This is a genomic window from Variovorax sp. 05L425 (assembly GCF_056397705.1).
Map to the genome: position 1 here is coordinate 95649 of NZ_JBFTNY010000002.1, position 26152 is coordinate 121800.

Annotated in this window: 33 protein-coding genes; 26 read left to right on the forward strand and 7 right to left on the reverse strand. The window is 63.3% G+C overall.

Annotated elements, in window-relative coordinates; genetic code table 11:
* Nucleotides 1-119 precede the first annotated feature (119 nt).
* Nucleotides 120-749, forward strand: coding sequence for a hypothetical protein (locus AC1DN9_RS02535; RefSeq protein WP_478096985.1), 630 nt, complete (start codon nucleotides 120-122; stop codon nucleotides 747-749).
* Nucleotides 722-967 (forward strand): XVIPCD domain-containing protein, encoded by a 246-nt coding sequence (locus AC1DN9_RS02540; protein ID WP_478096987.1) that lies wholly within the window; start codon nucleotides 722-724, stop codon nucleotides 965-967. The genes AC1DN9_RS02535 and AC1DN9_RS02540 overlap by 28 nt, the downstream gene beginning before the upstream one ends.
* 40 nt (nucleotides 968-1007) lie before the next feature.
* Here the strand turns inward: AC1DN9_RS02540 and AC1DN9_RS02545 are convergent, their stop codons facing one another.
* The 3 genes from AC1DN9_RS02545 to phaC all read right to left on the reverse strand — a co-directional run bounded on the left by AC1DN9_RS02545 (nucleotide 1008) and on the right by phaC (nucleotide 4751).
* Nucleotides 1008-1691, reverse strand: coding sequence for an RraA family protein (locus tag AC1DN9_RS02545; protein ID WP_478096989.1), 684 nt, complete (start codon nucleotides 1689-1691; stop codon nucleotides 1008-1010).
* 88 nt (nucleotides 1692-1779) lie between these two features.
* Nucleotides 1780-2958, reverse strand: coding sequence for an acetyl-CoA C-acetyltransferase (locus AC1DN9_RS02550; protein ID WP_478096991.1), 1179 nt, complete (start codon nucleotides 2956-2958; stop codon nucleotides 1780-1782).
* Nucleotides 2959-3017: 59 nt separating this feature from the next.
* Complete coding sequence (phaC, locus tag AC1DN9_RS02555; protein WP_478096993.1) at nucleotides 3018-4751, reverse strand: class I poly(R)-hydroxyalkanoic acid synthase; 1734 nt, start codon at nucleotides 4749-4751, stop codon at nucleotides 3018-3020.
* Nucleotides 4752-4856: 105 nt separating this feature from the next.
* Here phaC and AC1DN9_RS02560 point away from each other — a divergent pair, with 105 nt between their 5' ends.
* On the forward strand, nucleotides 4857-5144 hold the full coding sequence (locus AC1DN9_RS02560) for a hypothetical protein (RefSeq protein ID WP_478096995.1): 288 nt from the start codon (nucleotides 4857-4859) through the stop codon (nucleotides 5142-5144).
* Here AC1DN9_RS02560 and pgeF read toward each other — a convergent pair.
* Both pgeF and maiA read right to left on the reverse strand, forming a co-directional pair.
* Nucleotides 5076-5849, reverse strand: a complete 774-nt coding sequence (gene pgeF, locus AC1DN9_RS02565) for a peptidoglycan editing factor PgeF (protein ID WP_478096997.1) — start codon at nucleotides 5847-5849, stop codon at nucleotides 5076-5078. The two genes, AC1DN9_RS02560 and pgeF, sit on opposite strands and share 69 nt — an antisense overlap.
* Nucleotides 5828-6466: a maleylacetoacetate isomerase gene (gene maiA, locus AC1DN9_RS02570; RefSeq protein ID WP_478097522.1), complete on the reverse strand. Its 639-nt coding sequence runs from the start codon at nucleotides 6464-6466 to the stop codon at nucleotides 5828-5830. The genes pgeF and maiA overlap by 22 nt, the downstream gene beginning before the upstream one ends.
* A 103-nt stretch (nucleotides 6467-6569) precedes the next feature.
* On the opposite strand from maiA, the gene AC1DN9_RS02575 reads away from it, so the two are divergent.
* The 4 genes from AC1DN9_RS02575 to AC1DN9_RS02590 all read left to right on the forward strand — a co-directional run bounded on the left by AC1DN9_RS02575 (nucleotide 6570) and on the right by AC1DN9_RS02590 (nucleotide 8945).
* Nucleotides 6570-7271 (forward strand): fumarylacetoacetate hydrolase family protein, encoded by a 702-nt coding sequence (locus AC1DN9_RS02575; protein ID WP_478096998.1) that lies wholly within the window; start codon nucleotides 6570-6572, stop codon nucleotides 7269-7271.
* A 7-nt stretch (nucleotides 7272-7278) separates the two neighbouring features.
* The gene (locus tag AC1DN9_RS02580; RefSeq protein WP_478097000.1) at nucleotides 7279-7830 is read left to right on the forward strand and encodes an NUDIX hydrolase; all 552 of its coding nucleotides are present in this window, start codon (nucleotides 7279-7281) and stop codon (nucleotides 7828-7830) included.
* Nucleotides 7827-8303, forward strand: a complete 477-nt coding sequence (locus AC1DN9_RS02585; RefSeq protein WP_478097002.1) for a CreA family protein — start codon at nucleotides 7827-7829, stop codon at nucleotides 8301-8303. Before AC1DN9_RS02580 ends, AC1DN9_RS02585 begins: the two co-directional genes overlap by 4 nt.
* Nucleotides 8304-8408: 105 nt before the next feature.
* Nucleotides 8409-8945, forward strand: a complete 537-nt coding sequence (locus AC1DN9_RS02590; protein WP_478097004.1) for a murein hydrolase activator EnvC family protein — start codon at nucleotides 8409-8411, stop codon at nucleotides 8943-8945.
* Nucleotides 8946-8953: 8 nt separating this feature from the next.
* On the opposite strand, the gene AC1DN9_RS02595 is transcribed toward AC1DN9_RS02590, so the two are convergent.
* Entirely contained in the window at nucleotides 8954-9388 is a 435-nt protein-coding gene (locus AC1DN9_RS02595; protein WP_478097006.1) for a DUF1810 domain-containing protein, read from the reverse strand.
* A gap of 110 nt (nucleotides 9389-9498) precedes the next feature.
* On the opposite strand from AC1DN9_RS02595, the gene AC1DN9_RS02600 reads away from it, so the two are divergent.
* From AC1DN9_RS02600 to AC1DN9_RS02635, 8 genes are all read left to right on the forward strand, one after another.
* Nucleotides 9499-9786 (forward strand): hypothetical protein, encoded by a 288-nt coding sequence (locus tag AC1DN9_RS02600; RefSeq protein WP_478097008.1) that lies wholly within the window; start codon nucleotides 9499-9501, stop codon nucleotides 9784-9786.
* Nucleotides 9787-9859: 73 nt separating this feature from the next.
* Nucleotides 9860-10426 (forward strand): cytochrome b, encoded by a 567-nt coding sequence (locus tag AC1DN9_RS02605; RefSeq protein WP_478097010.1) that lies wholly within the window; start codon nucleotides 9860-9862, stop codon nucleotides 10424-10426.
* Between the two features lie 2 nt (nucleotides 10427-10428).
* On the forward strand, nucleotides 10429-10989 hold the full coding sequence (locus AC1DN9_RS02610) for a YceI family protein (RefSeq protein WP_478097012.1): 561 nt from the start codon (nucleotides 10429-10431) through the stop codon (nucleotides 10987-10989).
* A gap of 1 nt (nucleotide 10990) precedes the next feature.
* Nucleotides 10991-11785 (forward strand): YceI family protein, encoded by a 795-nt coding sequence (locus AC1DN9_RS02615; RefSeq protein WP_478097014.1) that lies wholly within the window; start codon nucleotides 10991-10993, stop codon nucleotides 11783-11785.
* Nucleotides 11786-12386: 601 nt separating this feature from the next.
* Entirely contained in the window at nucleotides 12387-12776 is a 390-nt protein-coding gene (locus tag AC1DN9_RS02620; RefSeq protein ID WP_478097016.1) for a hypothetical protein, read from the forward strand.
* 274 nt (nucleotides 12777-13050) lie between these two features.
* Nucleotides 13051-14472, forward strand: coding sequence for a tyrosine-type recombinase/integrase (locus AC1DN9_RS02625; RefSeq protein ID WP_478097018.1), 1422 nt, complete (start codon nucleotides 13051-13053; stop codon nucleotides 14470-14472).
* A gap of 559 nt (nucleotides 14473-15031) precedes the next feature.
* Nucleotides 15032-17575: a primase-helicase family protein gene (locus AC1DN9_RS02630; protein WP_478097020.1), complete on the forward strand. Its 2544-nt coding sequence runs from the start codon at nucleotides 15032-15034 to the stop codon at nucleotides 17573-17575.
* Nucleotides 17576-17730: 155 nt separating this feature from the next.
* Nucleotides 17731-18069 carry a hypothetical protein gene (locus AC1DN9_RS02635; RefSeq protein WP_478097022.1) on the forward strand — a complete coding sequence of 113 codons (339 nt, stop codon included), beginning with the start codon at nucleotides 17731-17733 and terminating at the stop codon, nucleotides 18067-18069.
* 304 nt (nucleotides 18070-18373) lie between these two features.
* Here the strand turns inward: AC1DN9_RS02635 and AC1DN9_RS02640 are convergent, their stop codons facing one another.
* Nucleotides 18374-18664, reverse strand: coding sequence for a hypothetical protein (locus AC1DN9_RS02640; RefSeq protein WP_478097024.1), 291 nt, complete (start codon nucleotides 18662-18664; stop codon nucleotides 18374-18376).
* 129 nt (nucleotides 18665-18793) lie between these two features.
* On the opposite strand from AC1DN9_RS02640, the gene AC1DN9_RS02645 reads away from it, so the two are divergent.
* The 11 genes from AC1DN9_RS02645 (at nucleotide 18794) to AC1DN9_RS02695 (ending at nucleotide 26134) form a co-directional block, all read left to right on the forward strand.
* Nucleotides 18794-19027, forward strand: coding sequence for a hypothetical protein (locus tag AC1DN9_RS02645; protein WP_478097026.1), 234 nt, complete (start codon nucleotides 18794-18796; stop codon nucleotides 19025-19027).
* Between the two features lie 7 nt (nucleotides 19028-19034).
* Nucleotides 19035-19172 carry a hypothetical protein gene (locus AC1DN9_RS02650; protein ID WP_478097028.1) on the forward strand — a complete coding sequence of 46 codons (138 nt, stop codon included), beginning with the start codon at nucleotides 19035-19037 and terminating at the stop codon, nucleotides 19170-19172.
* Nucleotides 19169-19957, forward strand: a complete 789-nt coding sequence (locus AC1DN9_RS02655) for a head maturation protease, ClpP-related (RefSeq protein WP_478097030.1) — start codon at nucleotides 19169-19171, stop codon at nucleotides 19955-19957. Before AC1DN9_RS02650 ends, AC1DN9_RS02655 begins: the two co-directional genes overlap by 4 nt.
* Nucleotides 19954-20211 (forward strand): hypothetical protein, encoded by a 258-nt coding sequence (locus tag AC1DN9_RS02660; RefSeq protein ID WP_478097032.1) that lies wholly within the window; start codon nucleotides 19954-19956, stop codon nucleotides 20209-20211. Before AC1DN9_RS02655 ends, AC1DN9_RS02660 begins: the two co-directional genes overlap by 4 nt.
* Nucleotides 20208-20774, forward strand: coding sequence for a hypothetical protein (locus AC1DN9_RS02665; protein WP_478097034.1), 567 nt, complete (start codon nucleotides 20208-20210; stop codon nucleotides 20772-20774). Before AC1DN9_RS02660 ends, AC1DN9_RS02665 begins: the two co-directional genes overlap by 4 nt.
* Nucleotides 20767-21015 carry a hypothetical protein gene (locus AC1DN9_RS02670; RefSeq protein ID WP_478097036.1) on the forward strand — a complete coding sequence of 83 codons (249 nt, stop codon included), beginning with the start codon at nucleotides 20767-20769 and terminating at the stop codon, nucleotides 21013-21015. Before AC1DN9_RS02665 ends, AC1DN9_RS02670 begins: the two co-directional genes overlap by 8 nt.
* Nucleotides 21016-21148: 133 nt before the next feature.
* Entirely contained in the window at nucleotides 21149-21352 is a 204-nt protein-coding gene (locus tag AC1DN9_RS02675) for a hypothetical protein (protein WP_478097038.1), read from the forward strand.
* The gene (locus tag AC1DN9_RS02680) at nucleotides 21345-21542 is read left to right on the forward strand and encodes a hypothetical protein (protein ID WP_478097040.1); all 198 of its coding nucleotides are present in this window, start codon (nucleotides 21345-21347) and stop codon (nucleotides 21540-21542) included. Before AC1DN9_RS02675 ends, AC1DN9_RS02680 begins: the two co-directional genes overlap by 8 nt.
* A gap of 4 nt (nucleotides 21543-21546) precedes the next feature.
* A complete protein-coding gene (locus tag AC1DN9_RS02685) occupies nucleotides 21547-24600 on the forward strand; it encodes a tape measure protein (RefSeq protein ID WP_478097042.1) in 3054 nt (1017 codons plus the stop codon).
* A gap of 62 nt (nucleotides 24601-24662) precedes the next feature.
* On the forward strand, nucleotides 24663-24935 hold the full coding sequence (locus AC1DN9_RS02690) for a helix-turn-helix transcriptional regulator (RefSeq protein ID WP_478097043.1): 273 nt from the start codon (nucleotides 24663-24665) through the stop codon (nucleotides 24933-24935).
* 839 nt (nucleotides 24936-25774) lie between these two features.
* Nucleotides 25775-26134, forward strand: coding sequence for a hypothetical protein (locus AC1DN9_RS02695; RefSeq protein ID WP_478097045.1), 360 nt, complete (start codon nucleotides 25775-25777; stop codon nucleotides 26132-26134).
* Nucleotides 26135-26152 lie beyond the last annotated feature (18 nt).

The window sequence follows — 26152 nt, forward strand, 5'->3', positions numbered from 1 at the left end:
AGCAGGTGATCCGTGGGGTCGGTGATCCGAGTTCAGTGGCTTATCAGAATCTGCGCGCGGTCATCGAAGAGTCGCCCGTGTTGATGCGACAAATGAACGATGCAGTCGCGCAAGGTCATTTGAAGCACTTCGCGCTGATGCCCGCGAACGAGAACGCTGGCGCCAGCTACGGCCCGGACACGCAAACCGTCAATCTGAAGCACAGCAATCTCATTGATCCCAAGCAACGCAATGTGCTCACCTTCCTCATGGGCCATGAAATCCAGCATGGCATCAACCGTGAGCTCACCAGACGGGGTCTCGAACAGTTCGACCAGAACGCGCGGGGTGTGCTGGCAAGTGGTCAAGCCGTCCACGACTACAGCCAGGCGTTGGACCGGATGCTCGCCATCAATCGCAGCGACGAAGCCAGCGCGCATATTGCCGGGTGGAATGCGTTGGTCAGTCGCGTGAAGCACAGCAATCCGGAAGCCGACTTGTCAGAACTTGGCAGATTGGTCGATGACGTCGGCTACTTCAAAGACTTCGTCGAAACCAAGGAAGTCGCCGGACGCCTGCAGTTCAGCGCAAAGGAAGGCTTCACCCTCAACGCCGATCTTTCAATCACACCCAACTCCCGCAATGTCGAAGCGGCCGGAAAACATTACTTCGACAAGGAGCCGAACGCGACTCGGTTGGGCCACCATGGCAATTCCGACTCGTCGCCGCCCGCACAAATGGCATGGACCGCATCGACCACGTGGCGCTAAGCACCGACACCTCGAAGGTATTCGCCGTCCAGGGTGCGCTGGACTCGGCCCTCAAACGGATCGCCAGTGTGCCAACGGTCGAGGCCCTCAACACGCCCATCGCGCAAAGCACCCAAGCTTGGACGCAGGCATCCGAGCGGAATCAGCGACAGGCCGAGGAGCGTACTGTGGAACAACAGCACACCATTCACCGACAAAGGCCGGTAATGAGCCTCTAGCCTCGAAGCCAGCCCGCGACATGCCGAGCCAGGACAGCGTCTACATCACGCCAAATGTCGCCAGTGCCTCGCAGGCACTCATGCCGCCGCGGATTGCATCCGCGACCTTGTTCTCGGTGCGCACCTTGTCCAGTGCCTTGGCCACCGCTTCCGCCTCGACCGCCCGAGGAATGACCAGGACACCCTCGCGGTCGCCGAAGAGCAGGTCGCCCGGCGCGATGCGTACGCTGTCGATTTCGATGGTGCAGCGATAGTCGATCACCTGCCCACGCACGCCCTGATCCTGCGCGTAGGTTCCGCGGCAAAACACGTTGAATCCCAGACGCTCGATCTCATCTGCGTCGCGCACATAGCCGTCAAGAATCGCACCTGCCGCCTTCAGGTGTTGTGCCCGCGTCGACATCAATCCACCCCAGAGTGCATAACGCAACGACGCGCCGGTGGCGATGTAGATTTCGCCTGCCTTCAGGTCGTCCAGCGCCTCCAGCATCAACCCGAAGGGCTTGCCCGACAGCGGCCCCGCCGACCGATTGCCGTCGTTGATGACATCCGCTTCAAGCACCGGCATCGCACGCCCGACAATCCGCATCGATTTCTCCAGCGGCATGATCCCCGCCGGCAAGAACTGATGCTGATACCCCATCGTGTCCAGCACATCACCCACAGCCGCGACAAAGAGCTCGTCCCGAATCACCCGAAACAGCTCGGCATCTTTTTCGTCCAAAGCGTCTCCTCAGAAATACAAGTGCCAGAAACACAGCGGACCGGCTCTGCCGGTCCGCTGGTGTTGCCCCCTGCAAGGGGGCCGAGGGTTACCGTTCGATCGTCAACGCGACACCCATGCCACCGCCAATGCACAGCGAGGCAATACCCTTCTTGGCGTTCTGCCGCTGCATCTCGTGCAGCAAGGTCACCAGGATGCGGCAGCCGGACGCACCGATCGGGTGGCCGATGGCGATGGCACCGCCGTTCACGTTGACCTTGTTCACGTCCCAGCCCATCTCGCGATTTACCGCGCAGGCCTGCGCCGCAAAGGCTTCGTTGATTTCGAGCACGTCGAGGTCCTGGGGCTTCCAGCCGGCACGCTGCAGCGCCTTCTGAGATGCCGGCACCGGGCCCATGCCCATGAAGGCCGGATCGAGGCCAGTGCTTGCGTAGCTGGCGATGCGGCCGAGCGGCTTGAGGCCCAGCGCCGCCGCCTTCTTGGCGGTCATCACCATCACCGCAGCGGCGCCGTCGTTCAGACCCGAGGCATTGCCGGCCGTCACGCCGCCTGCCTTGTCGAAGGCGGGGCGCAAGCCCGCGAGGCCTTCGGCGTTGGTCTTGCGATTGATGAACTCATCCTTGTCGAAGACAACCGGGTCGCCCTTCTTCTGCGGAATGTTCACGGCGACAATCTCGTCCTTGAACTTGCCGGCGTCCTGCGCGGCCGCGGCCTTGGTCTGGCTGCCGAGCGCGAGTTCATCCTGGGCAGCGCGGCTGATGTCGTATTTCTTGGCCACGTTCTCTGCCGTGATGCCCATGTGGTACTGGTTGTAGACGTCCCACAGGCCGTCGACGATCATCGAGTCGATCAGCTTCCAGTCGCCCATGCGTTGGCCGTTGCGCGAGTTGGGCAGCACGTGGGGCGCGAGGCTCATGCTTTCCTGTCCGCCTGCGACGACGATCTCGCTGTCGCCGGTGGCCACGGCCTGCGCCGCCAGCATCACCGCCTTCAGGCCCGAGCCGCAGACGGCATTGATCGTGAGCGCCGGCGTCGAGTTGACGATGCCGCTCTTCAACAGCGCCTGGCGCGCAGGGTTCTGTCCGCTGCCCGCCGTCAGGACCTGACCCATGATGACTTCGCCGATCTGATCGTTGCCGACCTTGGCACGTGCCAGCACTTCCTTGATGACGATGGCCCCCAGCTCGGTGGCCGGAATGTTGGCCAGCGATCCGCCGAACTTGCCGACAGCGGTACGTGCGGCTGAAACGATGACGATGTCTTCCATGGTGTGCTCCGATGCGTGGATTGGGGTTGGGATTGGGATTGAAATGAAAGGAAAAGGGATCAGGCTTTCGCCTTGACGTAGCGGCCCGGCGCGGGCTCCGTCGCCTTGTAGGCGCTGCCCTTGCCGTAGGTCTTGGGGGCAGGGATCTGCTTGCCCGCGTGGGTCTTGAGCCAGTTGGACCAATCGGTCCACCAGCTGCCGGGATGCTCGGTTGCGCCGCTGAGCCACTCGGCCTGCGTCGTCGGCAGCTTGCCGTCCGCACGAATCCAGTGGCTGCGCTTTTTCTTCACAGGCGGGTTGATCACGCCGGCGATGTGGCCGGATGCGCCCATCACGAAGCGCTTCTTGCCGGAAAGCACTTGCGTCGACGCATAGGCGCCGCCGATCGGCACGATGTGGTCTTCGCGCGAGCCGTAGATATAGACCGGCGCATCGATCGCGCCGAGGTCCACTTTCTCGCCTGCAACGGTCAGCGCACCGGGCGTGGCCAGCTTGTTCTCGTGGTAGGTGTTGCGCAGGTACCAGCAGTACATGGGGCCCGGCAGGTTGGTCGCGTCGCTGTTCCAGTAGAGCAGGTCGAACGGCGGCGGCGTCTCGCCCTTCAGGTAGTTGCCGACGACGTAGTTCCAGACGAGATCGTTGGGCCGAAGGAAGCTGAAGGTCGACGCGAGTTCGCCGCCTTTCAGCAGGCCACCCTTGCCCATCTGCATTTCGCGGAACTGCACGAAGCCTTCGTCGATGAAGATATCGAGCACCCCGGTGTCGGTGAAGTTGAGCAAGGTGGTCAACAACGTCACCGAAGAAGCCGGCTGCTCGCCGCGCGCGGCCAACACGGCCAGCGCCGTGCTCAGGATGGTGCCGCCGACGCAGAAGCCGAGCGTGTCGATCTTTCCGCCCCTCTTATCCTGGCCGGTGATTTCCTGTGTGACATGGATCGCCTTGATCGCGGCATCCTCGATGTACTGGTCCCAGGTGTATTGCGCCATCGACGAATCCGGATTGCGCCAGCTCACGACGAACACGCGATGGCCCTGCTCCACCGCGTAGCGGATCACCGAGTTCTCGGGCTGCAGGTCGAGTATGTAGAACTTGTTGATGCACGGCGGCACCAGCAACAGTGGCCGCTCGTAGACCTTGGCCGTGAGCGGCTTGTATTCAAGCAGCTGGAACAGGTCGTTCTCGAACACCACCGCACCTTCGGTGGTACCGACATTGCGGCCCACTTCGAAGGCGCTTTCGTCGGTCATGCTCAGGTGGCCCTGTTGCACGTCGTGAAGAAGGTTCTGGATGCCCTTGGCGATGCTCTCGCCTTGCGTGTCGATCGCCTTCTTCTGGGCTTCGGCGTTGAATGCAAGGTAATTGCTCGGCGAGGAAGCTGCCATCCATTGCTCGACGGCGAAGCGAAGGCGCGCGCGCGTCTTGTTGTCGGCATCGACGGCCTCGGCCATGCCCAGGAGCGTGCGCGCGTTCAACAGGTAGACAGCGGCGGCAAAGGATGAAAAGGGATTGCTGCTCCATGCTTCACCAGCGAAACGCTTGTCGCCGGTGGCCCTGTTGGCCATGTCCTGGCGCCAGAGTTCGGTGGCTTCGCTGACGTACTGCTGCTGCAGTTCCTGGAGCTTCTCTGGCGCCAGGGAGAATTTTGGAAGTTCCCAGGGCGCGTTGTGCCCGTTACCTTGCGCACCTTGCGCACCCATGGATTGAAACGATTCGAGCGCCTTGCTCCACCCCTGGGAAAGCGCCTGCTGAAACGGCGCGAAGGTATCTGCCGCCGTGGCGTGTTGTTGTTTCATGATGTCTCCTGCTGCCTCACCTCTTCAGAACGGGATTTGAGTATGCTGCATTCGCGAAGGCCCCACCAGCAAGCCTCCCGATAACTTCCTGAAACAACATCGTCTATGCACCTCGTCGTGATTGCGTGGCTCTATGTTGCCCTGATGATGGCGGTCGCAGAGGCCACCAACACCAACGGCACCGTACTGGGCGCGGTCTTCACCTTTCTACTCTACGGCTTGGCGCCGGTGGCACTGGTGGTTTACCTGATGGCCACCCCGGCGCGCCGCCGCGCGCTCAAGGCGCGTGAAGATGCGGAGCGAGAGGTGGCGATTCGGGCGCATTCAGCCAAGCCAGATGCAGGCGGCGAAGCGCCCGCTGACGCGGTCCCGCCGGTGCGAGAAAAAGCGTAACGGGTTGTGGACCGTGCACCAGGCATCGCTGCTGTCATTTCCGTGCAGTTGCGTCACGCCGGCGGCGCTGAGGCGCTGACGAGCCAGTCCCGCAAGATCAGCCATGCACTTGCCCGCCGTGCTCGACGGCTTGAAGCACTGACGCGCATCCGGTGAGCCGGCCTCGAATGCCGCGCGAACCTCGTCGCCGACTTCGAAGGCATCGGGGCCGATGCAGGGGCCGAGCCACGCCATGACCCGCCGAGTGCCGCCATCGGCTGCGAAGGCCTCCAGCGTGCGTTCGAGCACGCCGGCGGAAAGGCCGCGCCACCCCGCATGCGCCGCGGCGACTCGATGGCCCGTTTCATCAGTGAACAACACGGGCAGGCAGTCGGCCACCATGATCGTGCAGGCGACACCGCCTTCGACCGTCGTGCAGGCATCCGCGGCGACACCATCGGCGCTGGCGGCATCCAGTGCCTCCACCCGCGTTCCATGGACTTGCTGGAGAAAAACCGGCCGCACGCCGATCGCGTCGCGAAGAAACTGCCGGTTCGATTGCACTGCCGGCAGATCGTCGCCGACGTGGTCCCCCAGGTTCAGGCCCCGGTAGTTCGCGGTCGACACGCCACCGGAACGCGTCGTGCACACGGCGTGCACGCCGGACGGCGCCGGCCACTGGGGAACGAGCCAGTCGGGGTCGGTCACGTTTCGGCGTCGGGACACTGCGAAGGTTGGGCGCGCTGGAACGCTTCGAGCTGCATGCACGCCTCGAATGCGGCCATGGTGCGCGGCAGACCGCTGAAGTCACAGTCGAATCGCTGGCCGTTGAAAACCTGGGGTACCAGGCAGCAATCGGCCATGGTGGGCGTGTTGCCGTAGCAGTAGGTGCCGACCGGCAGCAGCGCAAGTTGGCGCTCGAACGCCAGCATGCCCTCGCGCACCCAGTGGCGGTACCAGGCGTTCTTGGCGTCGTCGTCGAGCTTGAGTTCGCGCACGAGGTACTTCAGCACGCGGAGGTTGTTGAGAGGATGGATTTCGCAGGCAATCGATTCCGACAGCGCACGCACGCGTGCCCGGCCCACCGGATCGTGCGGCAGAAGCGCCGGCTCGGGGTGGATTTCATCGAGGTATTCGATGATGGCCATCGATTGCGTGAAGCGCTCACCCTCGTCTTCCAGAAGCGGCACCAGCATGTCGGGGGAGATGGCCGAGAAAGGACCGGTCTTGTGCTCGCCGCGGGCGATGTGCACCGGAATGTAGTCGTAGTCCAGACCCTTGAGATTCAGGGCGATGCGCACGCGAAACGACGCGGAAGATCGGAAGTAGTTGTGGAGCTTCATCATGGCGCAAGCATATCCCCGCCGAGCGTCCACGGCGTGGCAGCGGACAACGCACCCTGCCCTCTGGCACACTGCCGTTTTCGCTGAAAAGGACGTTTTTCCCATGGCCTCCGAGTACGTTTTCACGCCCCACCCCGTCGTTTCGATCCCCGTCGTCGGCCAGCCGGCCCGTTTCCCGGTGCACCGCATCTATTGCGTCGGCCGCAACTACGAGGAACACGCCAAGGAAATGGGCTTCACCGGGCGCGAACCGCCCTTCTTCTTCATGAAGCCGGCCGATGCCGTCGTGGTGGTCGACGCCGGGACGACCGGTACCATGGCCTACCCGACGCTCACCAAGAACCTGCACCACGAGATCGAACTCGTCGCAGCCATTGGCATGGGTGGCAAGAACATTGTGGCCGCCGACGCGCACAAGCACATCTTCGGCTACGCCGTGGGCCTGGACATGACCCGCCGCGACCTGCAGAACGACATGAAGAAGCAGGGCCGCCCCTGGGACATCGGCAAGAGCTTCGAGCAGAGCGCGCCCATCGGTCCGATCGTGCCGGTCGCACAGGCAGGTGACGTCGAAAAGGCCGAGATCTCCGTGAAGGTGGGCGGCGCCGACCGCCAGCGCAGCAATGTGAGCAAGCTGATCTGGAACATCGCCGAGACCATCGAGCACCTGTCGGCCGCCTGGGAACTGCAACCCGGTGACCTGATCTTCACCGGCACGCCCGAGGGCGTCGCCGCGGTGGTGGCCGGGGACACGCTCGTCGGCGAAATCACCGGCCTGCCCTCGCTCACGGTCAAGGTGGTCTGAACCGGCGATGTTTTTACGCGTCCCCATCAAGCACTGCAAGAACTGCGGCACCGCGCTGGTCTACCGCATCCCGGACGACGGCGACACCAAGGAGCGCGCCGTCTGCCCGGCCTGCAACACAATCCACTATGAGAACCCGCTGAACGTGGTCGGCACGATCCCCGTGTTGGGCGATCGCGTGCTGCTGTGCAAGCGGAACATCGAACCGCGATGGGGCAAGTGGACGTTGCCGGCCGGCTTCATGGAGCTCAACGAAACCACCGAGCAGGGCGCGGCGCGGGAAACCGACGAGGAAGCCGGCGCCGAGTACGAGATGGAGGGCCTGTTCGCCGTGATGAGCGTCGTGCGCGTGGGGCAGGTTCATCTGTTCTACCGCGCTCGGCTCTTGAGCGACAGGTTCGATCCGGGCCACGAGACGCTCGAGGCACGGCTCTTCACCGAGGAAGAGATTCCGTGGGACGAGATCGCGTTCCGCACGGTCAAGGCCGCGCTCGAGTTCTACTTCGAAGACCGCCGCCGCGGCAGTTTCGACCGCGTCCACACGCTGGACATCGCATGAAGCGGCCGCAATCCTGCGCCGTGCTCCTCGGCTTCGCGGCCGTGGCGGCGCTGGCACACGCCGAGATGATTGGCGACGTCGACACCGCCTTCAAGCTGATCGGCCCCGATCACAAGATCGTGGTCGAGGCCTACGACGACCCCAAGGTGAACGGCGTGACCTGCTATGTCTCGCGCGCCAAGACGGGAGGCGTCTCGGGCGCACTCGGACTGGCCGAAGACAAGTCCGAGGCTTCGATCGCGTGCCGGCAGGTCGGCCCGGTGAGCATCACCCAAGCGCTGCCCAAGCGCGAGGAGGTCTTCAGCGAGCGTCTGTCGGTCATGTTCAAGCGGCTTCGTGTCGTGCGCATGGTCGACGCCAAACGCAACACGCTGGTGTACCTGACCTATTCCGATCTCCTCGTCGATGGATCCCCGAAGAACAGCGTCACCGCCGTTCCCATCGACCGCGTGACGCCGATTCCGCAGAAATAGCCCGAACACCCGCGCATGACCGCCAGCGCACTCACCGTGCTAAAACTGCGCCCTTGCCGTGAGGCCGAGGAACCCCTCGCCTTGAACTCGTTCCAAAAAAACGCCATGCCAGTTCAGACCTACTTCCTTCGAGTCGCAATCGCCGCAACTGCAGCAGCCTCCCTGATCGCCTGTACGACCACGACGCCGCAGAGCCAAGCCCCGGCACCCGGTTTCTACCCCTTGCCCCCTGCCGCGACCGCGCGACCCGCTCCGCCGGCGCCCAAGCCGCAGGCAACATTCATCCGCCCGGCGCCTGGCCGCACGCTCTCCACTTTCAACGGTACGCAGAACAAGGGCATCGACATCGCCGGCAACATGGGCGACCCTGTGGTCGCCGCGGCCGATGGGCGCGTCGTCTATGTCGGTGGCGAGTTGCGCGGCTACGGCAACATGGTCATCGTCAAGCACAACGACACCTTCCTGACTGCGTATGCGCATGCGCAAACCATCGTGGTGAAAGAGAACGAAGTGGTCCGGCAAGGCCAGAAGATCGCGGAGATCGGCAACAGCGGCGCCGACCGCGTCAAGCTCCACTTCGAGATCCGCAAGCAAGGCGTGGCGGTCGACCCCGAGCCTTACCTCAACGGCGATCTGCACTAGCACCCGCGCTAGCTGCCACCCTGCAGCAACAGCAGGGTCCCGCGGTCGGTGCTCCCGCCAAAGTACTTTTGAAGGCATGCGCGAAAGACCGCCGTCGACGCGTCCGCGGTGATCGAGAACAGGGTCATCGACGACCAGAATTTCTGGTCATCCGGCGCCCCGAAGATGTCGGCCACGCCGCGACCTTCGACGGCCAAAACGAGCTCGCTACATGCCTTCAGCCGCGCACCAAGAACCGGATGCGCCAAGTAAGCACGCGCTTCCTCCAGCGATGAAATGGCATAGCGCTGCGCCATCGCGCTTCGTCCCAGGCCCGTCAGTTGCGGAAAGATGAACCACATCCAGTGACTGCGCTTCTGGCCTGCGCGCAGTTCGTCCATGACACGGTCGATCACGCCGGCCTGGGCATCCGCGAAACGTTGCAAATCGAAGGGGTCGTTCATGGGACGAGCACCTCCTGTAGGCGGCATCTGTCTGCGTGTGACGAAGTATGCCGCGTGCATTCCCGATCGTGGAAGCGTGAAATCCATGAGCTGGAAAAAAGGAGCCCACCATGCACTGCGAAGCGATCCATTGCCCTGACACGGAAACGGTCAGGTTTGCGATTTACCCGGATGGCTTCGATGGACCCCGCATCATCGCTCATGTGTCCGACGAGGCGCTTCATGAATTGTTCGGCGCAGCCGACGACGAAGAAGGGCTGGTCGAGGCCTGCGATGCCTGTTTCGACGTGATCKAAGCGAAGGCCCTGGCGCGCTATCGCGCGGCGCCTTTCCTGCCGGTCATGTTGGACGCTGCAGATTTCCTGTCCCGCTCGGCAGCCGAAATACATTGCGTGTGAAGCATCGTCCGCGCGCGCGAACGATTGATCGCATCGCTTGTCGGAGTCCGCAGCTAGCTGCGACACTCGACCGATGCGATCGAACCTCATGTCCGCCGGACCCGGGCCGGGATCCTGGAATCCGGTCGCGAAATTCTTGCACTGGTTCATCGCGCTCTTGATATTCGCGCAGTTCGCGCTCGGTTGGCTGGCCACTAGCTGGCGCCTTTCGCCGACGAAGCTCGATCTCTTCGTCTGGCACAAGTCGACCGGCATGCTGATCCTCATGCTCGTGCTGGTGCGCGTGGCGTGGCGCTTGTCGCACCGGGCGCCGGCCCTGCCTGTGGACATGCCTCGATGGGAGCGCGCATCCGCGCATGTGAGCCACGGCCTGCTCTACGTCTTGATGCTTGCCATGCCGCTCGCCGGCTGGGTGATCAGTTCGGCAGCCGGCGTGCCCTTTCGCATCTACTGGCGGATTCCGTTGCCCGCGATCGTGGCGACTGACAAGCACGTCGCCGACCTGGCATCCGCCGTGCATTTCTCGCTGGGCATTCTGTTGATCGCATTGCTGGTCCTGCATGTCGGTGCTGCACTGCGGCATCACTTCGTCAAGCGAGACGACGTGCTCGCACGTATGCTGCCTGCGAGGAATCCGTAGCCATGAAGAACCTCGTCCACGTTGCCTTGCTGCTCGCCGGTGCCGCGCTCCAATCCGCGCACGCGGCCGAGTGGAAGATGGACGTTCCCGCCAGCCGGTTGGAGTTCGCGGCCACGTTCGAAACCACGCCGGCCCCCGGCGTTTTCAGGCAATTCGACGTACAACTCAACCTCGACCCGGAAAAGGCCGAAGGCGGGCGACTCGACGTGGTCATCAAGGTCGCGAGCGCCGATATGACGAACGCCGACATCAACAAGGCCATCGCCGGCCCCGAATGGTTCGACTTTGCCAAGTTCCCGCAGGCCGAATTCCACGCGACCGACATTCGCCGCTCGCAGGCCAACAACTACGTCGCGCACGGCACGCTGGCGCTCAAGGGCGTGCAGCAGCCCGTGGAGGTTCCCTTCAGTTGGAGCGAATCGGCCGACGGCGCGACCATGGACGGCAAGATCACCGTCAAGCGCGGGCCCTTCGGCATCGGCACGGGCGAATGGGTCGCGACCAACGTCATCGGCCCGGATGTCACGGTGACATTTCATGTGCGGCTGCGCAAAGTCTCGTGAGATGAAGATTTCGCGCCGCGCACCTCTGCATCTGTTTGCAGTGCTGTTGGCGACCCTGCTCGCAGCGTGCGCTGCGCCCGTTGGCGGACCTGCGGGTGAGCCGAACGGTCTTTCGCAAGCGCCCAGGGAGTTTCCCGCCAGTTTTTACGAGCAGGCGGCGGCGCGGGGCCAACCGGTCTACCGCGTCGATACGGCGAATTCGCTCGTCGCCGTGACAGTGAGGCGCGCCGGCTCGATGGCGCGGCTGGGGCACGACCATGTGGTCGCGAGCCGCGCAGTGCAGGGCTACGTCGCGCCGGAAGCGGGCCGCGCCGATCTGTTCGTTCCACTCGCAGAACTCACGGTCGACGAAGCGGCACTTCGCACGGAAGCCGGCCTGGACACCCAGCCTACCGAATCGGACATCGCAGGCACGCGATCCAACATGCTCGATAAAGTGCTCGATGTGCAGCAGTTTCCCTTTGCGCTGATACGCATCAGTGGCAACAGGCAAAGTTCTGCCGGTGCCCAGCTGGCGGTTGCGATCACATTGCATGGAACCACGCGGACCTTCTCGGTGCCCATGCAAGTGGAAGCTAGCGGCGACAAGATGCGCGTGACCGGATCGATCGAATTCAACCAGTCGGATTTCGGCATCGTGCCCTTCTCGATCCTCGGCGGTGCGATTCAGGTCAAGGACGCGTTGAGCCTGCGCTTTGCGATCAGCGCAGTTCGCGGAGGACATCAGGACGCAGCGTCGCGTCCGGGCCAAAGAGGGCCACTCCACGTTGGAGAACTTGCCCACGGAGGCGTGTGAGCCTGTCCTACAGCGGACGGCTGATGTTCGATCCTCCGGTCCCGCCGATCATTGCGTGTTGGTGACCGCGTAGGGCGCCATTCCCGTAGAGGTTCAGGCGTCGTCTTACAAACGGCGTCGAGTTGTGCTCCGATAAAGCCTGCTTGCCCGGACTCTGTCGCCCGAACGGAGCATTTTTCCGTGGACCGGCACGAGACTGCAAGCAAAGGGGGCCCTGATGATGACTCAGTCTGCTGTATCCGCCTGGCCTGCAGCGCCGGACACATCTGTCGCCTATGTGGAGATAAGCGACTACTTCGGAATGATCTTTCACCGCGGCGTGGCAGCTTCCAGTTGTCCCTCTTGTCACACGGTGAACAGAGGGCGCGTCACGCGTTGCCATGCCTGCGGCGAGGCCATGCCTTCCGCAGTCGACGAGCAGATCGAAGCGTCGCTACCGCGAGGCGCAAACGGCAAGGCCGATCTCCTTCTGACCCATAGTCGTCCGCTTCGCAACGTCCTGCTCCTGGTCCTGGCGCCCGCAGTGTTGCTTTCTTCAGGATTCGTTGGGTGGCAGATGTCTCGCGCAAGAACGCCGTCCGAGCCTGCAAGGTGGGCCCAAGTGCAGCCCGTCACGCCCACCGTGCCTCTTCCTTCGCTCGGGCCGCGAAAACAATTGCAGGAAATCGCCATGACGACCCCGGAGATCAATCCCAGCGCAGCGAATGTCGCGCCGTGGCCTGAGGAGCCAGCAGCCCGGGGTGACGACGATTCGGAGGCGCTTGCGGCCCCCTCCTCGTCCTCGCCGCGAAAGGCGTCAAGCCGCCCCCGAACCGTCCGCGTCACATCGGACCCGCTGGCAGCGTGTAGAAGCCAGGGCTTCTTCGCACGCGCCATCTGCATCAACACCCGCTGCGCAGAGCCGGGCGCCTCTCGCTTCGGACAATGCCGGCAGGCCCTTCGTCAGCGCAAGATCGATGAAGCGCGGCGCAATCCGACGTTGATGGGGTGACGTGGGGCAAAGAAAAACGGCTTACGCCTTGTGGGCGTAAGCCGTTGTTCCATCTAACGATTCTGGTCGGTGTGAAAGGATTCGAACCTTCGACCCCTTGCACCCCATGCACTTAAAACGTGATTTTGCGTGATCCAAGTTGATCCTAGATGACACAAAGAATCAGCACATAACTCTTTGATTCAAAACGATTTTTTCAGACTTCTTTGTGTCAAGCGACCAATAACTGATAGCATCTCAGCGCCGGCAATTTAGGACGCCGTAGGACGCGGAGATGGCAACCATCACAATCAAGGCCCTGGAGGCGGCGACGAAGCCGCGTGCAGAAGAGTGGAAATTCACTGTCGAAAAGAACCTGTATGTGCGGGTCGCACCTGACGGTGCGCGCACATGGTTGGTCCGATACGTGATCGACGGCAAGCAGAAGCAGGCACGTTTGCCGAAGCCCTACGGGACCGGGCCGGGGTGCATGTCTCTTGCAGACGCCGTAGGCGAGAACCAGCGTATTCAGTCACTGGCGCGCGCCGGCGTCGACTTCCAACAGCAGGTAATCGACGCCATCGAGAAAGATCGCGCAGAGGCCGAACAGCGGCGCATCGCTGCCGAGAAAGAGCGGGCCACCCTGCTCCCCTTCACCGCCTTGTTCGAAGAGTGGCTTGCCGCGGGCGTGAAGCGCAAAGACGGCAATGACGAGTTGCGCCGCGCGTTCGGCAAGGACGTGTTGCCGGCGATCGGCGGCAAGCCGGTGAAGCACATCACCTGGAGCGACCTGGACGTACTGTTGCGCGCGATCGTGGCGCGGGGGCGCAACCGCATGGCCGTGCGCGTCTACCGCGACTTGGTCCAGTTGTTCGGATGGGCTGAGAAGCGGCAGCCGTGGCGCGCCCTGCTCATCGAGCAGAACCCCGCCGCCCTGATCAACATCGAAACGATCGTCTCGGCCGACTACAACCTTGACGACACGCGCAGGCGTAGGCTCTCGCCGGCTGAACTGCGCGAACTGCGCGACATCCTGGACGGCATGACGGCCGATCGCGCTGGGCGCGAGAATAAGCGCGTCGGCGCGCACGGTCTGACCGCCGCCAGTCAGGCCGCGCTATGGCTCTGCCTATCGACCATGTGCCGCATCGGCGAACTACTGCAGGCCCGATGGGAGGACGTCGACTTGGATGCCGGTGTGTGGCGCATACCCGAGGCAAACACCAAGCAGACCAACGCCGCGCAAGACGACCACATCGTGTTCCTGAGCCCGTTCGCGGTGCGTCAATTCGAATCCCTGCGTGTGATTCGAAAGAAGGATTCGAAGTCGTCGTGGTGCTTCCCCGCGCGCACGGCCGGCGCAGATGAATCGCACATCAACCTGAAGACGGTCAGCAAGCAGGTTGGCGACCGCCAGACGATGTTCAAGGAGCGCAGCAAGCCGCTCAAGAACAGGACCAACGACAACACGCTGGTGCTGTCCAACGGCACCACTGGCGAGTGGACGCCGCACGACCTGCGCCGCACCGGCGCCACGATGATGCAGAAAGCCGGCGTGAACCCCGACGTGGTCGACCGCTGCCTGAACCACGTCCTACCGGGCGGTAGCAAAGCGCGGCCATCCTATCTGCAGCACGACTACGCACCGGAAAAACGCGCTGCGTGGGAAGTGCTTGGGCGCGAGATAGAAGCGACCCTGTTACGCGACCCTGCGTAGTAGGCAATGCTCCGTAACTCATTGATTTCATTGACTTTTTTCTGCTACACTTCGTCTCAACTGATCGCGTGCCCTGCCCATTCGTGGCGCGCGGTTGCCCCCGATATCTGAGGGTCCGTCACCGGAATATCAGTTCGCCGACTGGGGGCTTCGCGCCCATCGGGGCGCGGGCGAAGAGCCAAGCATGCCAACGCTGCATGTCGAGATAGTGCCGTGTCGCGGGACACACATCAGCCGGGGTCGTGAATCCGGCACCAACCGGGCGGGTTGGTTTTTGATGGAAACCCGCGCCCGGAAACTACCCCATGTCTCGACCCGCAAAAGAAAAGCCGGCAATTCCTGTCGCGCTCCAAAATTTCGATTCCCTACCCACTGCAGCCAACGTCCGTGTTGACGTTGTCAGCGGCCTGTACGCGCAGAGCGTCGCCACGACCTGGCGCCGTGCGCGCAACGACCCATCCTTCCCACAGCCGCGCAAGCTCGGGCCACAACTCACGGCATGGAACGTCGGCGAACTGCGCCGGCATTTGGGCGGGGTGGCCGCAGCATGACGCCACAAATGAAAACGCCGACCCTGGCAGGGGCCGGCGTTGAAGAAGATCAGGCCACCGTCGAAAGTAACCTTGGTAGCGATTCTATTGCGCACAATGCAAATGCGCAATCGCTCACTGTGCTGAGGACGACAGGCAATTTGCTCGTGGCAAAGCGATGGAACGCAGACGGCACGGTCGATGGCGAAACAAACGCGTTGAATTTTTCCCACCGGGTTGCGCATGTGTCGGACATTCAAAGTCTGTCTGCGTTTCTGACGTCGATCGAGAGTGATCCACAGACCTGCGTCATACGGGGTCGGTACGTGGGGGACGAGGCCGCAGTGCCTCCAATGCGGATCGAAGAAAACTGGCGCCCCGGGCTCGTGCTACGCCGGAAAGAGCATTTCAAAGATCAAGCGCTGCACGCCGTCATGGTCGACGTGGATGGCTTTAAGCCGACAGCGGGCGACCCTCTCGTCGACCCAGGTGCGTGTATTGATGAGTACATCAGAGCTACGCTACCAACGTGCTTCTGGGACGTGTCGTATCACTGGCAACTGTCCGGGAAGGCTGGTCGTGCCGAGAATGCTGGTGTCCTGAAAGCACATGTGTGGTTCTGGCTCGCGACCCCCTACAGTTGCGCAGACCTCACGTCCTGGCACACGCACGAGGGCTTCGGTTCAAGCGTAGATCGCGCGCTGTTCCGAGAGGTACAACCCCACTACACAGCCGCACCGGTGTTTGCGGCGGGTGTGACAAATCCCGTAACTCGTCGGAGCGGTTTTGTCGACGGTTTGTTTGGCGACGTTGTCGACCTGGTTATCAGCGCCAAGGCGTTGACCGAGGGGGCGCTAGCAGCAGCGGGCGCCACAACTGCAGCCAGCGAGACGCGGAAAGCCATAGACAGCGATCCTGTCGCGCAGGCGCTATACGCACGCGGCCTAGTGAAGAGCGAGCGCAGGGACGGCGCCCTCAACATCACTTGTCCCTGCGCCAGTGAGCACAGCAGCGAGTCGGGCGACACGTCAACCGTCTACTACCCGCCGAACACGGGCGGATTCTCGCAAGGCAACTTCGCATGTCGGCACGCACACTGTGTCGGGCGCGCGCAGCGCGAATTCCGCGAAGCGATTGGCCTCGTGCGCTCGAACACGGCCGACGGCTTTGACGACCACGCGGCGACCCGCGATGAGCGGAGGCGCGAACGACAAAAGGCCGAGAACGAGCGGATGCAAGAGTCGGACATCAACGCGATGCCGACCATCATGAGCGTCGCGGAAATGGAGGCCGCGTGCGTTTGGATCGGCGAAGGTAGCAACGTCGGGCTACTGGACGATCCGCGCCAAGTGCTGAGCTTCACAGACTTCGCCGGACTGACGGCCGCGTCTGCAACGGAGATCGAGGAAAAATCGCCAAGCGAAAAAGCCAAGGTGCGCGAGATACCGAACGCTGTGATTTGGAAGAAGTCGCCGGTGCGCAAGACCGTGGCAACGCGGACGTTCCATGCAGGCGCGGCGCGCATCTGCCGGGACCCAGACGGCAAGGCCGCCCTGAACTCATGGCGGCCAATCGAGCGTTGGGCCGCAGCGGCGGACGTTGGGCTGTTCCTCGATCAGATTGCCTACCTGTTCCCCGATGCGGCCGAGAGCGAGGCTTTCCTCGACTGGCTCGCACATATCGAGCAACGCCCCGGCGAGTTGCCGCACTATGGGTGGCTGCACATTGCATCCAACACAGGCACCGGCCGCAACTGGCTGGCAAGCCTGCTCGCCCGCCTCTGGCGCGGACAGGTGGCGCCCAACGTCGACCTGCCTGCGTTGATGGATTCGCAATTCAACGGTCAGCTTGCCGGGCGCATCGTGGCGATCGTTGACGAAGTGCAGGAAGGCGCCGGTGAGAACCCTCACCGGAATGCCAATCGGCTGAAGTCCATAGTCAACGCCGAGTTTCGCGACATCAACCCGAAATTCGGGCGGCAGTATCGAGAGCACAACTCGTGCCGATGGCTGGTGTTCAGCAACCACTTCAACGCCCTGCCCCTGACCGGCACGGACCGGCGCTTTCGGGTCGCGTGCCATTCCGCCCCACCGCGCGCACCAGCGGAGTACAGCCGGCTCTATGCCGCACTGTCCGATGCGGGGTTTGTCAACGCTGTTGGCGTCTACCTGCGGGATCGTGACATCGCCAGATTCAATCCGGGCGAACGGCCCCCGATGAGCGAAGCAAAGCTCGCGGCCGTGTCCGCGTCGAAGTCGCTCACCGTGAAGTACGCCGAAGAGCTTGTGTCGACGTGGCCGACGGACGTTGTGACGAATCAAGATGCGGCGCGCGCGATGTCGGATGGTGCCGGCGATGTGTTCACTGCAGCCATGCGCCGAGCGCTTGAAGAACTGGATTGCGAAAGCATCGCGCGACCGCTGAAGATCAACGGGTCGACAAAGCGTTGTTGGATTCTGCGCAACCCGGACAAATGGCGCGGCCGACCTCCTGGTGAATTGAGCGCTGAGGCACAACGCGCACGCCCACAGATCGAGGACGTCTGCTTGGCGGATGACATTTTTTCGAGGTAGCGCCGGTTACGGGTTACAGGAGTTACGCCCTCTCTAATAGGACCCAAAAAGAAATTCTGACTTAGGAGTTTGGGCTATAGGGGGGCGGGCGTAACTCCTGTAACCCGTAACCCGGTCAACCCCCGCGGCACACAACAAACACTGAGCACACATCGATGACCGAACCAACACAGACACCGCACCCACACTTGGCACTCACCGCACTGCGCGACGACGCGAAGCGCCTCACCCCCGCGGCTGCACGCATGGCAAGCCGCTACCTCCCCGCGTTCGCGTTGCCGGACACATGGATGTCTGCACTGCTGCACAACCTGCGCGAACGTGTGGGCACCACACCACCACCACTCGACCTCGCCACGCTGACAGAGATCGGCTGGCCGGGCCACTGGGGGCGCGCTGCCTATGTCGGCGACGCATCCGACGCGCGTCTGTGGCTCGCGGCCGTGGAGGCGCTCACAGCCACTCACGCGCCCTCGCCCCCACCCGCAGCGTGATCGTCGCGCCACGACCGCGCCTGACGTGCCCACGCGCCCCGCGGCCCGGGGTGCTCTGGCGGACTTTTCGCGACGCCGGGGACCCTAGGGGGTCCGATCGCTCGTGCGGGGACAGAGAGGGTCGATGCGCGCAAGGATGCAGCCTAGTTTTCTATGAATATCAACAATCAAATAGGAATTGACTATGACAATCGCCGAAATCCCAACCAAACCCGGACGCGGCGGCCGTCGCCCCGGTGCAGGCCGCCCTCGCAAGACCGCGGCGCCGTCGACACTCGCGCCGACAGTCGCAGACACACCATCGTCAAGCGCGAATGCAGAGTTTGCGACGCAACGAGCGCGACACGAAAAAATCAAGGCCGATCAGCGCGCGCTCAAGTTGAAAATCGAGGCCGGCGAGTACGTCTCGCGCGCAATGGTGCGCGATGTCGCAGCGACTCAACTGGCAATGCTTGCGAACGGACTGCGAAGCATTGGCGACCACCTCGAACGCTGCGGCCTGGAGCCGCAGTGGTGTCAACGCGTTGACGAGGTAGTGGACCAGCATCTCGCCGCAATCTCGGAAGGCATGCGGGCCACCTACGAACAAGCTCAACACTCATTGAACGAGCACAGCTGAGCGGGCGTCAGCGCCGGCTAGCCGCGCCGTCGACAGGCTAGCGAATCCGTCAAGGCGAAAAAGTGCCGCAGTCGGTCTAGCGGCACCTTGCCGGACCATGACGGCATGTCAACTCAAAACGCACACACCAGCATCCCGGCGCTCATCGTCGCGAGCGAGGCCGCCGCGCGTCTAGGCGTCGGAATCAAGCGATTCAAAACCGCAGTTGCCGCAGGGCAGATGGGCGGCATGTGGCTCGTTGAACTCGGCGACGAGACCTATGTGCATCGCGCCTATCTCGACGCATTCATCGCGGGCAAGCCTGCGCCCAAAACCCCCGCCGACCTTTTCAGCGAGTGACCACACCATGAATTCCCACCAGATTTACGAACTCGACTACAGCAATCCTCTCGTGCTCAGCCGCGCCCCCGGTCTACGGAGCTTTGAGGCAGTCGCCGCCCCCGCCGGCACGCCGCTCGGCCTGATCCTGCGGAGCATCTCGTGAAGCCATTCTTCCGGTTTGAGGCGATCTCCAGCGGCGCCACGCTGGCCATCTTTGACGAGATCGGCGCAAGCGGCACCGAAGCCGCGGACTTCCGAAACCAACTCGGCGCGGTCAGCGGCTCGGCGATCAGCCTGGAGATCAACTCACCCGGCGGCGACGTGTTCGCCGGCATCGCGATTTACAACATGCTGAAGCTCTCCGGCAAGACCATCAACGTGCGAGTAATGGGTGTCGCCGCAAGCGCTGCCTCTCTCGTTGCGATGGCCGGCGACACGATCGAAATGCCGAGCGGCACTTTCATGATGGTGCACAACCCCATCACTGCGGTCTACGGCAACGCCGAGCGACTGCGCGAGACAGCCAACGTGCTCGACAAGATTGGCGCCGAACTCACCGCGATCTATATGCGCCGCACAGGTATGTCGGAAGCCGCAATGACGGCACTGCTCGCCGATGAGACCTGGCTCACAGCGGACGAGGCGCTCGCGAAAGGGTTCGCCACGAAGGTGACGCCCGGAATCGAGGCAAAGGCTTCGTTCGACATGACTGCCGCCAAGCTCCCGGCGCGAATCATCCGCGCCCTGCAAGGCAAAGCGCCGGGCTATGCAGCCGAGGTGGAGGCGCTGTGCCAGATCGCCGGGCAGCCGCATCTTGCCGCGCGATTCATCTCGGCATCGCTGCCGCTCCCACGCGTCCGCGCCGCACTGTTGCCGCACGTCGCCAGTGAACCTGTCAGCACCACAGACATGTGGAACCGTCATCGCAACCAAGGAAAAGCCAAATGACCACCATCAACCTCGAACGTCTGCACAACCGGCTCGACCGCGGCGCCGCAGTAGCCGCGGCCGCAGCACACGCTCGCGAGCAGGCGGAAGCCGCCGCGGTCGAGTCACGTGCACAGCCTGATGACGCGGCTCTGAGCGCGCGCGCCGCCCGACTGCGCGCCGCCAGCAATGCCCTCGCACCCCGCGCAAACATCTGGTCGGCCTACTGTGCCACCCTGCGCACGTTCGCCAAGAAGCACGGAGTGACCGTATGAAGAAGCTTGACACTACACGCGCCAAGATTGCCGACGTCATTGCACAACTGTCGGCACCCGACGTGACGGGCCCGTCGCACGCCGAACTCACTGCGGATGTTCGCGAACAGCTTGAGGCGCTCGCCGACAAGGGCGCCGGACTGTTCGCAGATGGCGTCACTCAAGTGGCACAGGGGGGCATGTTTGCGCCGCTGAGCGAGCCCATCGAATATGCAGGGTCGCACAAGTCGATCCCCGATCGCAGCGACCGCCTAGCCGCGGCTCTCTCGGTTATTCAAGACTCAATGATCAGCCGAGCCGAACGCGCGACCGCGTTGATCGTGTATGCGGTCGGGGTGGACGTGGTGCTCGCAAAGTTTGCGCCGGCGCTGCAAGACATGCCCGACGCGCTCGACGCCGAGACCCGCGCGCAGCGCACCGCCGAACTGAACCGCGATCTCGAAGTGCTCGAACGCGACGAAGAGTTGATCATTCGCCAGATCGAGGCGGCGGGCGGTGAGTGGGACCCACGCCCCGGACAGCGCCCCCAATTCGCCGTCCTTATCGAGGGCGATGATGTCTAGTCTCGACCTTGAGTACGACGAACCGGACGAGTATCTGCCGCCCGTGCGGCCGGCACCTGCACAGCATCACGAGACAGCACAGCAAAGGCTCGACCGCATGGTGCTGCGACACGCCGAACTCGTGCAACGCCGCTACAGAGAGACCGACGCCGATGAGCGCGAGCGTCTGCACCGACTCATCGTGCAGCGCGCCGCCGGCCTGGCTTATCAGCGGCGCATCGTCGCGGGGTGCCTCAAATGATCGAAGTCACCTGCCCCCGCCTGGCCGCCGCGCTGCTGGCGCGCTCGACAAATGCCCGACGCCTCGCCGCGGCAGCCGCTTGGTGCACACCCGGCAGGCCGATGCGGCTGTTTGTGTTCGGACTGCCAACCGCATGACAAGGCCCGAACGCAGTCGGCGCGAACAACGCGTGCGCGCTGCCATCAAAGCAGCCGGCCTGCGCGTCGAGCCAGTCGGCGGCACCGCATGGCGCGTGTACGGACCCGGTGTAGACGTCCGAGTCGCGGCACTCGCGCACGTCAACGCGGAAGACCTGCGCCCGTACGTCGAGACACAGCCGGTGCCCCGCAATGAATGACCCCCAACTCGCACGCGACCTGCGGCGCGCAGTGAATACCGCGATCGAGCAGGCCGTGCCTGACGCGCTCCTGGACCATCTGGATGACGCTGTCGAGCGCGCACTACGCAAGGTACTGCCTGGCGTGCTGGCCGAGGTGTTGCGCGACCTACAGCGCCCCGCCGAACTAACCGAACAACGAAAGAGATAGCCACATGGCATCCAGCAACAGCCGCGACGTCAAGATGAAGCTCAGCGTCGAGACCGACGCCTCCGAACTCTCGGCCCTTACAGCCGAACTGGAAAAGACAATCGCGACGACGAAGCAACTCGGCAAGGCAGCTGAAGCCGCTGCTGTCGACGCTGCCACCGAAAAACGCGCACTCGCCGACAAGACCGAGGCGCTAGCTCGACTCCGTCTCACCACCAGCGACGCCGACAAGACGACCGACGCCTATAAGGCGACCGTCAAGGCCGAGCAACTCGCCATCCTGGATGCGCGGAACGCAGTGCGCGACAAGAACGCCGCCCTTGCAACCGCGAATGCCGCGGTCCAGAAGTCCGCGGCCTACGAAAAGGAACTTGCGGACCAGATTCGCGCCACCTCGGCCGAACAGAAGAAGATGGGCGAGACCGCGCGCACGGTCAGCGGCGACCTGGCGGGTATCGGTCAGCAACTGCGCACCATTCAGCAACTGGCCGGCGCGGCGATCGGCGGGCAATTGCTCGGTGGCCTCATCGGCGACGTCGCCAAGACCGCGGATGCGTATGCGAACCTCTCCGCTCGGATCAAGCTCACGACCGGCGACGGCGACGCGTTCAAGACGACGCTACAGGGTGTGTTCGATGTCGCTCAGCGCACCGGCACGTCGCTCGACATCGTCGGCGACCTATTTAACAAGCTCGCCGCAGCCGGTAAGCAGATCGGCATCAGCAATCAGCAGGCGCTCGCTCTCACGGAGACCATCACGCAAGCCGTGCAGTTGTCGGGCGTCAGCGCGGACAGCGCAAGCGCCGCAATCGTCCAACTGGTGCAGGGCATGCAGTCCGGCACCCTGCGCGGGGACGAGTTGAATTCGGTCCTCGAACAGACACCGCGGCTTGCGAAAGCCCTGGCGGATGGGCTCGGCGTCACGACTGGCGAACTCCGCAAGCTCGGCGAGGCCGGCAGCCTGACGGCAACGCAAGTCATCAGCGCTCTGCAGGGTCAAGGCTCTGCACTGCGCGCCGAGTTTGATCAGATGCCGCAGACGATCGGCCGGGCGATCACGAACCTGTCGAGCGCCTGGACGCAGTACGTGGGCGAAGTCGACAAGGCGCACGGCGCGAGCGCCACGATTGCCGGTGTCATCAACAGCCTGGCGAAGAACCTCGACACAGTCGCGACCGTGCTCTACGACGTTGGCAAGGCTGCGGTAGCGTTTCAGGCGATCCGACTCGCGCAGACGTTCACCGGCATCGGGGTCGCTGCGAAGGCGGCCGCTGTCGAGACGGCAGCATTTACCGCCGCGCAGACCGCTGCCAACACTGCAGCCGGCGGCACAGCGGCCGGCGTCGGACGCCTGGCCAGCCTCATCGGCACGCTCAAACTCGGCGGACTGGTGGCCGTCGCGGTCAACATCAAGGACATCGGCACGGCGATTGGCGAGCAGTTCGGCAAGTGGTCCAAATGGGGCGACGTGATGCGCGACGCCGAAGGCCGCATGCGTGCGCAGGAGGCCGCGGCACGCGCCCTGGCCGAAGCAAATGCTGCGATTGCTCAGAAGGCTCAGATTGCCGCGGACAAGGCCCTCGGACTCGGCGTGGAGGCGACGGCGCTTGTGGGTACGTTCGAGAAAGCGCGCTTGGCCGGTGAGACAACGGCCGATGCGCTCGGCAAGGTCGCGAAGGCGCTCGACCTGTCCAACGTGCAAGGCATCAACGCCGCAGTTGCAGCACTCGACGCGCTGGCCGTGCGCAGCAAGATCACTGGCGACCAGATGCGCGATGCGCTCTCGTCTGCGCTGAAGACCGAGGACCTCGGCAAGTTCAGGACCGAGGCCGCGGCAGCGTTCGACGGTAGCGAGATCGGCGCGCGCCGCCTGGCCGCTGCGATCGACGCAATAGGCGACGAGTCACTGCGCCGTGCGGGTTTGAGCGCGCAGGAATTGAAGACCGGGTTTGGCGCCGCGATGGCCAGTGCGATCAACGACGTCGACGCACTGGCGGCAACCTTCGACCGGCTCAACGCCAAGGGCCCGGAGACCGGCGTGGCGCTCGCGAAGGCGCTCGACAAGGCCACCGAGGCGGCCGGCACCGAGAAAGCGCTACAGGCCGTCATCGAGCGATATGAAGCACTCGGCGCCGCCGGCCGGCTGTCCGGTGAGCAAGTCGCGGACGGACTGGAAAAGGCACGCGAGAAAATCGACAGCCTGCTACCTGGCGTCAACACGCTGGACGAGGCCCTGCACAACTTCGGGCTGAAGAGCGCCGCCGAATTGCAAGAGACGGCACAGCGCTACGAAGATTCATGGAAGGCAATTGCGCAGAGCACGCAGGTTGCACTTGACGACAAGATTACGGCCTTCGAAAAGTACGCTGCGGCAGTGACCGCGGCGAACAAGGGCGTTGAATCCTCTGAAATCTCTCTGCAGCGGGAGATACTCCGAACGCAGCAGATCGTCGCGCAGGACACGCAACCGAAGAGTGCGCCGCTTCAACCGCAGGGCAACAACGGCAACGGCAGCACGAGCAAGGGCAACAGCGACAAGTCGCTCGGCGGCCGCAACGCGGACGGCAGCTACCGCAACAACGCGGACAGCCTCGGCATCGTCGGCCCGGATCAGGATGTGCACTCGACCATCAACGAGGGGCTTGACCTGACCAAAGGCACGAACGTGTTGCCGATTGACAAGGCAATGGACGTGCTGCAGCGTGGCCTGCAGAGCTTCGGTGCATCGGACCTGGACTACCTGCAGGAAGCGTTGCAGCAGGCCAAGAACGCCAAGCAGACGCTCGACGCGATGGAGAAACTGAGCGCAGGGTCGGTGTCGGTCAGGGCGCTAAGCGACGCGTCCGCAATGGTCACGGCGACCACCAACGCGCTGGACAAGGCGAAGCGAGAGGACGCCGCGGCGAAAGCCGCATCGACCACTGCCAGCACCACCCACACCGTGAATATCACTCTGCCGAACGGGCAAAGCGGTTCGATCAACGCCGCCAGTGCGTCCGACGCATCGGCGCTCGCATCGCTCCTGGCACAACTGGGGCAAGCGAAGATGGTGAGCTAAGGTTTCTCGCGAAACATCAGGGGTTTTGGTGAAATCCAGCCCCCGCCCGATATGCTTTTCGAATGACGAAGACCAACACGACCGCGCCTCCGATCGTTCAGATTCGGCCCTTGTTTTTGGCGCGAGCAGACGCGGCGGCCTACCTGGCAATCTCTACGACCACGCTGGACAACCTAGTCGCGCGCGGCGAGGCTCCAAGGCCCCGCAAACTCAGCATGGGCCGCGTGGCGTGGCTGGTTGACGATCTCGACACATGGGGCCGTGCGCGGCCGGTGTCGGACATCTTGCCGCCGCGAAACAGCGGGTACGGACGTGCAGGAAAACCAGCAGACTGATGTTCACGGCGCGAACGTGCCTCGCCGCGTCGGCGGCCTCCCCATCACGCACCACCACGTCTGGGGTACGTCGGCCCACTACCCTTCGCGCCGCCCGGCGAGAGGCACTCGACGCCGCGCAGCCATTCGATTGTTGAAGCCGCGCCGGTGAACCTGTAGCTCGCCGCGCGCCGGCTCGGCTTGGATGGCGACCGCGGACAGACGAACACCCTCTCGGCGACAGCGGTAAACAACGGCTTGCATGGAATACTGGATAAAACTACAGTATCCCTCATGGACCGCGAAATTTGGATTGCCGTTTGTGCCCACCGGCTGCAGAGACAGTGGCGCACTGTTGACCCCGAGCAACTGGACGAGGTTGCTGCGGACTTGTGGCGCGACGAGCGGTTGCGAGAGATGGCGCCTGAAGATGCGGCTGTGGCTTGGCTTGGTCCGGTGTTGCCGGAGCCGTTCTAAGCGCGACCTCTATCGCCCAAGTGGAGGTAGATGAGGACTGCCAACGGAATCAGCCCCACCCCGTAGACCACGCTCAGCGCGATGGAGATTGCGTAGACAAAAAACTTCTGACCTTTGGTCATCCCCTCGTACCAAGCGCTTAGCGATTTCATATAACCCTCATCGTTGAGCCGCATTTTGCAACACGATGCAAAAGGGATCGCGCAGGATTGCACGCCGCTCTGACAAATTTCGCAAACGCTAAGCACAGATTTAGCAATTGCGCAAGGCAACAAAGCGGTATTAAGTCACACTCCTGGACGAAATCACATGTGCAGGATGCTGGTTGCCAGTCGGCCTAGTTACATTGAGTGTTCCAAAACACGAAATGAAACGAATCCGAAATGCAGTTTCCCGACGAATCCAAGCGCCTTCGCCTCAGCCACAACCTCGGACATGGGGGCACCCTCACCGACCTAGCCGGCCTGGCAGTGTTGACCGCAACGTCTTTCGCGAGCCTCCCCGGAGCCTGTGATCTGGCGCCCTCGCTCGACCTCCTGCGCCGCTGCATCGATCGGGAGGCCGCGGAGTACGGCTACGCGTCGGGGGATGTGGATGATGCGATCGTGAACGTCCGGCGCGCGGCGCTGACAGCATCCATTCTCAGCACGCTGGACGCGTTGGACCTGTCGGATGACTCTGCACATTCGGCGCTGCAGGAAACGCAGCGTCTCATGGCACGACTCGGAGGCCGCCGTGGCTGATAGCGTGACCGGGTTGTT

Bases quoted from the DNA above. Each gene is read 5' to 3' on its own strand.
- phaC (WP_478096993.1), bottom strand. From the start codon at position 4,751: ATGAAACAACAACACGCCACGGCGGCAGATACCTTCGCGCCGTTTCAG.
- AC1DN9_RS02645 (WP_478097026.1), top strand. From the start codon at position 18,794: ATGTCAACTCAAAACGCACACACCAGCATCCCGGCGCTCATCGTCGCG.
- AC1DN9_RS02630 (WP_478097020.1), top strand. From the start codon at position 15,032: ATGAAAACGCCGACCCTGGCAGGGGCCGGCGTTGAAGAAGATCAGGCC.
- AC1DN9_RS02615 (WP_478097014.1), top strand. From the start codon at position 10,991: ATGAAGATTTCGCGCCGCGCACCTCTGCATCTGTTTGCAGTGCTGTTG.
- AC1DN9_RS02595 (WP_478097006.1), bottom strand. From the start codon at position 9,388: ATGAACGACCCCTTCGATTTGCAACGTTTCGCGGATGCCCAGGCCGGC.
- AC1DN9_RS02685 (WP_478097042.1), top strand. From the start codon at position 21,547: ATGGCATCCAGCAACAGCCGCGACGTCAAGATGAAGCTCAGCGTCGAG.
- AC1DN9_RS02560 (WP_478096995.1), top strand. From the start codon at position 4,857: ATGCACCTCGTCGTGATTGCGTGGCTCTATGTTGCCCTGATGATGGCG.
- AC1DN9_RS02650 (WP_478097028.1), top strand. From the start codon at position 19,035: ATGAATTCCCACCAGATTTACGAACTCGACTACAGCAATCCTCTCGTG.
- AC1DN9_RS02610 (WP_478097012.1), top strand. From the start codon at position 10,429: ATGAAGAACCTCGTCCACGTTGCCTTGCTGCTCGCCGGTGCCGCGCTC.
- AC1DN9_RS02675 (WP_478097038.1), top strand. From the start codon at position 21,149: ATGACAAGGCCCGAACGCAGTCGGCGCGAACAACGCGTGCGCGCTGCC.
- AC1DN9_RS02665 (WP_478097034.1), top strand. From the start codon at position 20,208: ATGAAGAAGCTTGACACTACACGCGCCAAGATTGCCGACGTCATTGCA.
- AC1DN9_RS02660 (WP_478097032.1), top strand. From the start codon at position 19,954: ATGACCACCATCAACCTCGAACGTCTGCACAACCGGCTCGACCGCGGC.
- AC1DN9_RS02605 (WP_478097010.1), top strand. From the start codon at position 9,860: ATGCGATCGAACCTCATGTCCGCCGGACCCGGGCCGGGATCCTGGAAT.
- AC1DN9_RS02670 (WP_478097036.1), top strand. From the start codon at position 20,767: ATGTCTAGTCTCGACCTTGAGTACGACGAACCGGACGAGTATCTGCCG.
- AC1DN9_RS02590 (WP_478097004.1), top strand. From the start codon at position 8,409: ATGCCAGTTCAGACCTACTTCCTTCGAGTCGCAATCGCCGCAACTGCA.
- AC1DN9_RS02585 (WP_478097002.1), top strand. From the start codon at position 7,827: ATGAAGCGGCCGCAATCCTGCGCCGTGCTCCTCGGCTTCGCGGCCGTG.
- AC1DN9_RS02635 (WP_478097022.1), top strand. From the start codon at position 17,731: ATGACCGAACCAACACAGACACCGCACCCACACTTGGCACTCACCGCA.
- AC1DN9_RS02540 (WP_478096987.1), top strand. From the start codon at position 722: ATGGACCGCATCGACCACGTGGCGCTAAGCACCGACACCTCGAAGGTA.
- AC1DN9_RS02580 (WP_478097000.1), top strand. From the start codon at position 7,279: ATGTTTTTACGCGTCCCCATCAAGCACTGCAAGAACTGCGGCACCGCG.
- AC1DN9_RS02625 (WP_478097018.1), top strand. From the start codon at position 13,051: ATGGCAACCATCACAATCAAGGCCCTGGAGGCGGCGACGAAGCCGCGT.
- AC1DN9_RS02680 (WP_478097040.1), top strand. From the start codon at position 21,345: ATGAATGACCCCCAACTCGCACGCGACCTGCGGCGCGCAGTGAATACC.
- AC1DN9_RS02550 (WP_478096991.1), bottom strand. From the start codon at position 2,958: ATGGAAGACATCGTCATCGTTTCAGCCGCACGTACCGCTGTCGGCAAG.
- AC1DN9_RS02575 (WP_478096998.1), top strand. From the start codon at position 6,570: ATGGCCTCCGAGTACGTTTTCACGCCCCACCCCGTCGTTTCGATCCCC.
- maiA (WP_478097522.1), bottom strand. From the start codon at position 6,466: ATGAAGCTCCACAACTACTTCCGATCTTCCGCGTCGTTTCGCGTGCGC.
- AC1DN9_RS02690 (WP_478097043.1), top strand. From the start codon at position 24,663: ATGACGAAGACCAACACGACCGCGCCTCCGATCGTTCAGATTCGGCCC.
- AC1DN9_RS02695 (WP_478097045.1), top strand. From the start codon at position 25,775: ATGCAGTTTCCCGACGAATCCAAGCGCCTTCGCCTCAGCCACAACCTC.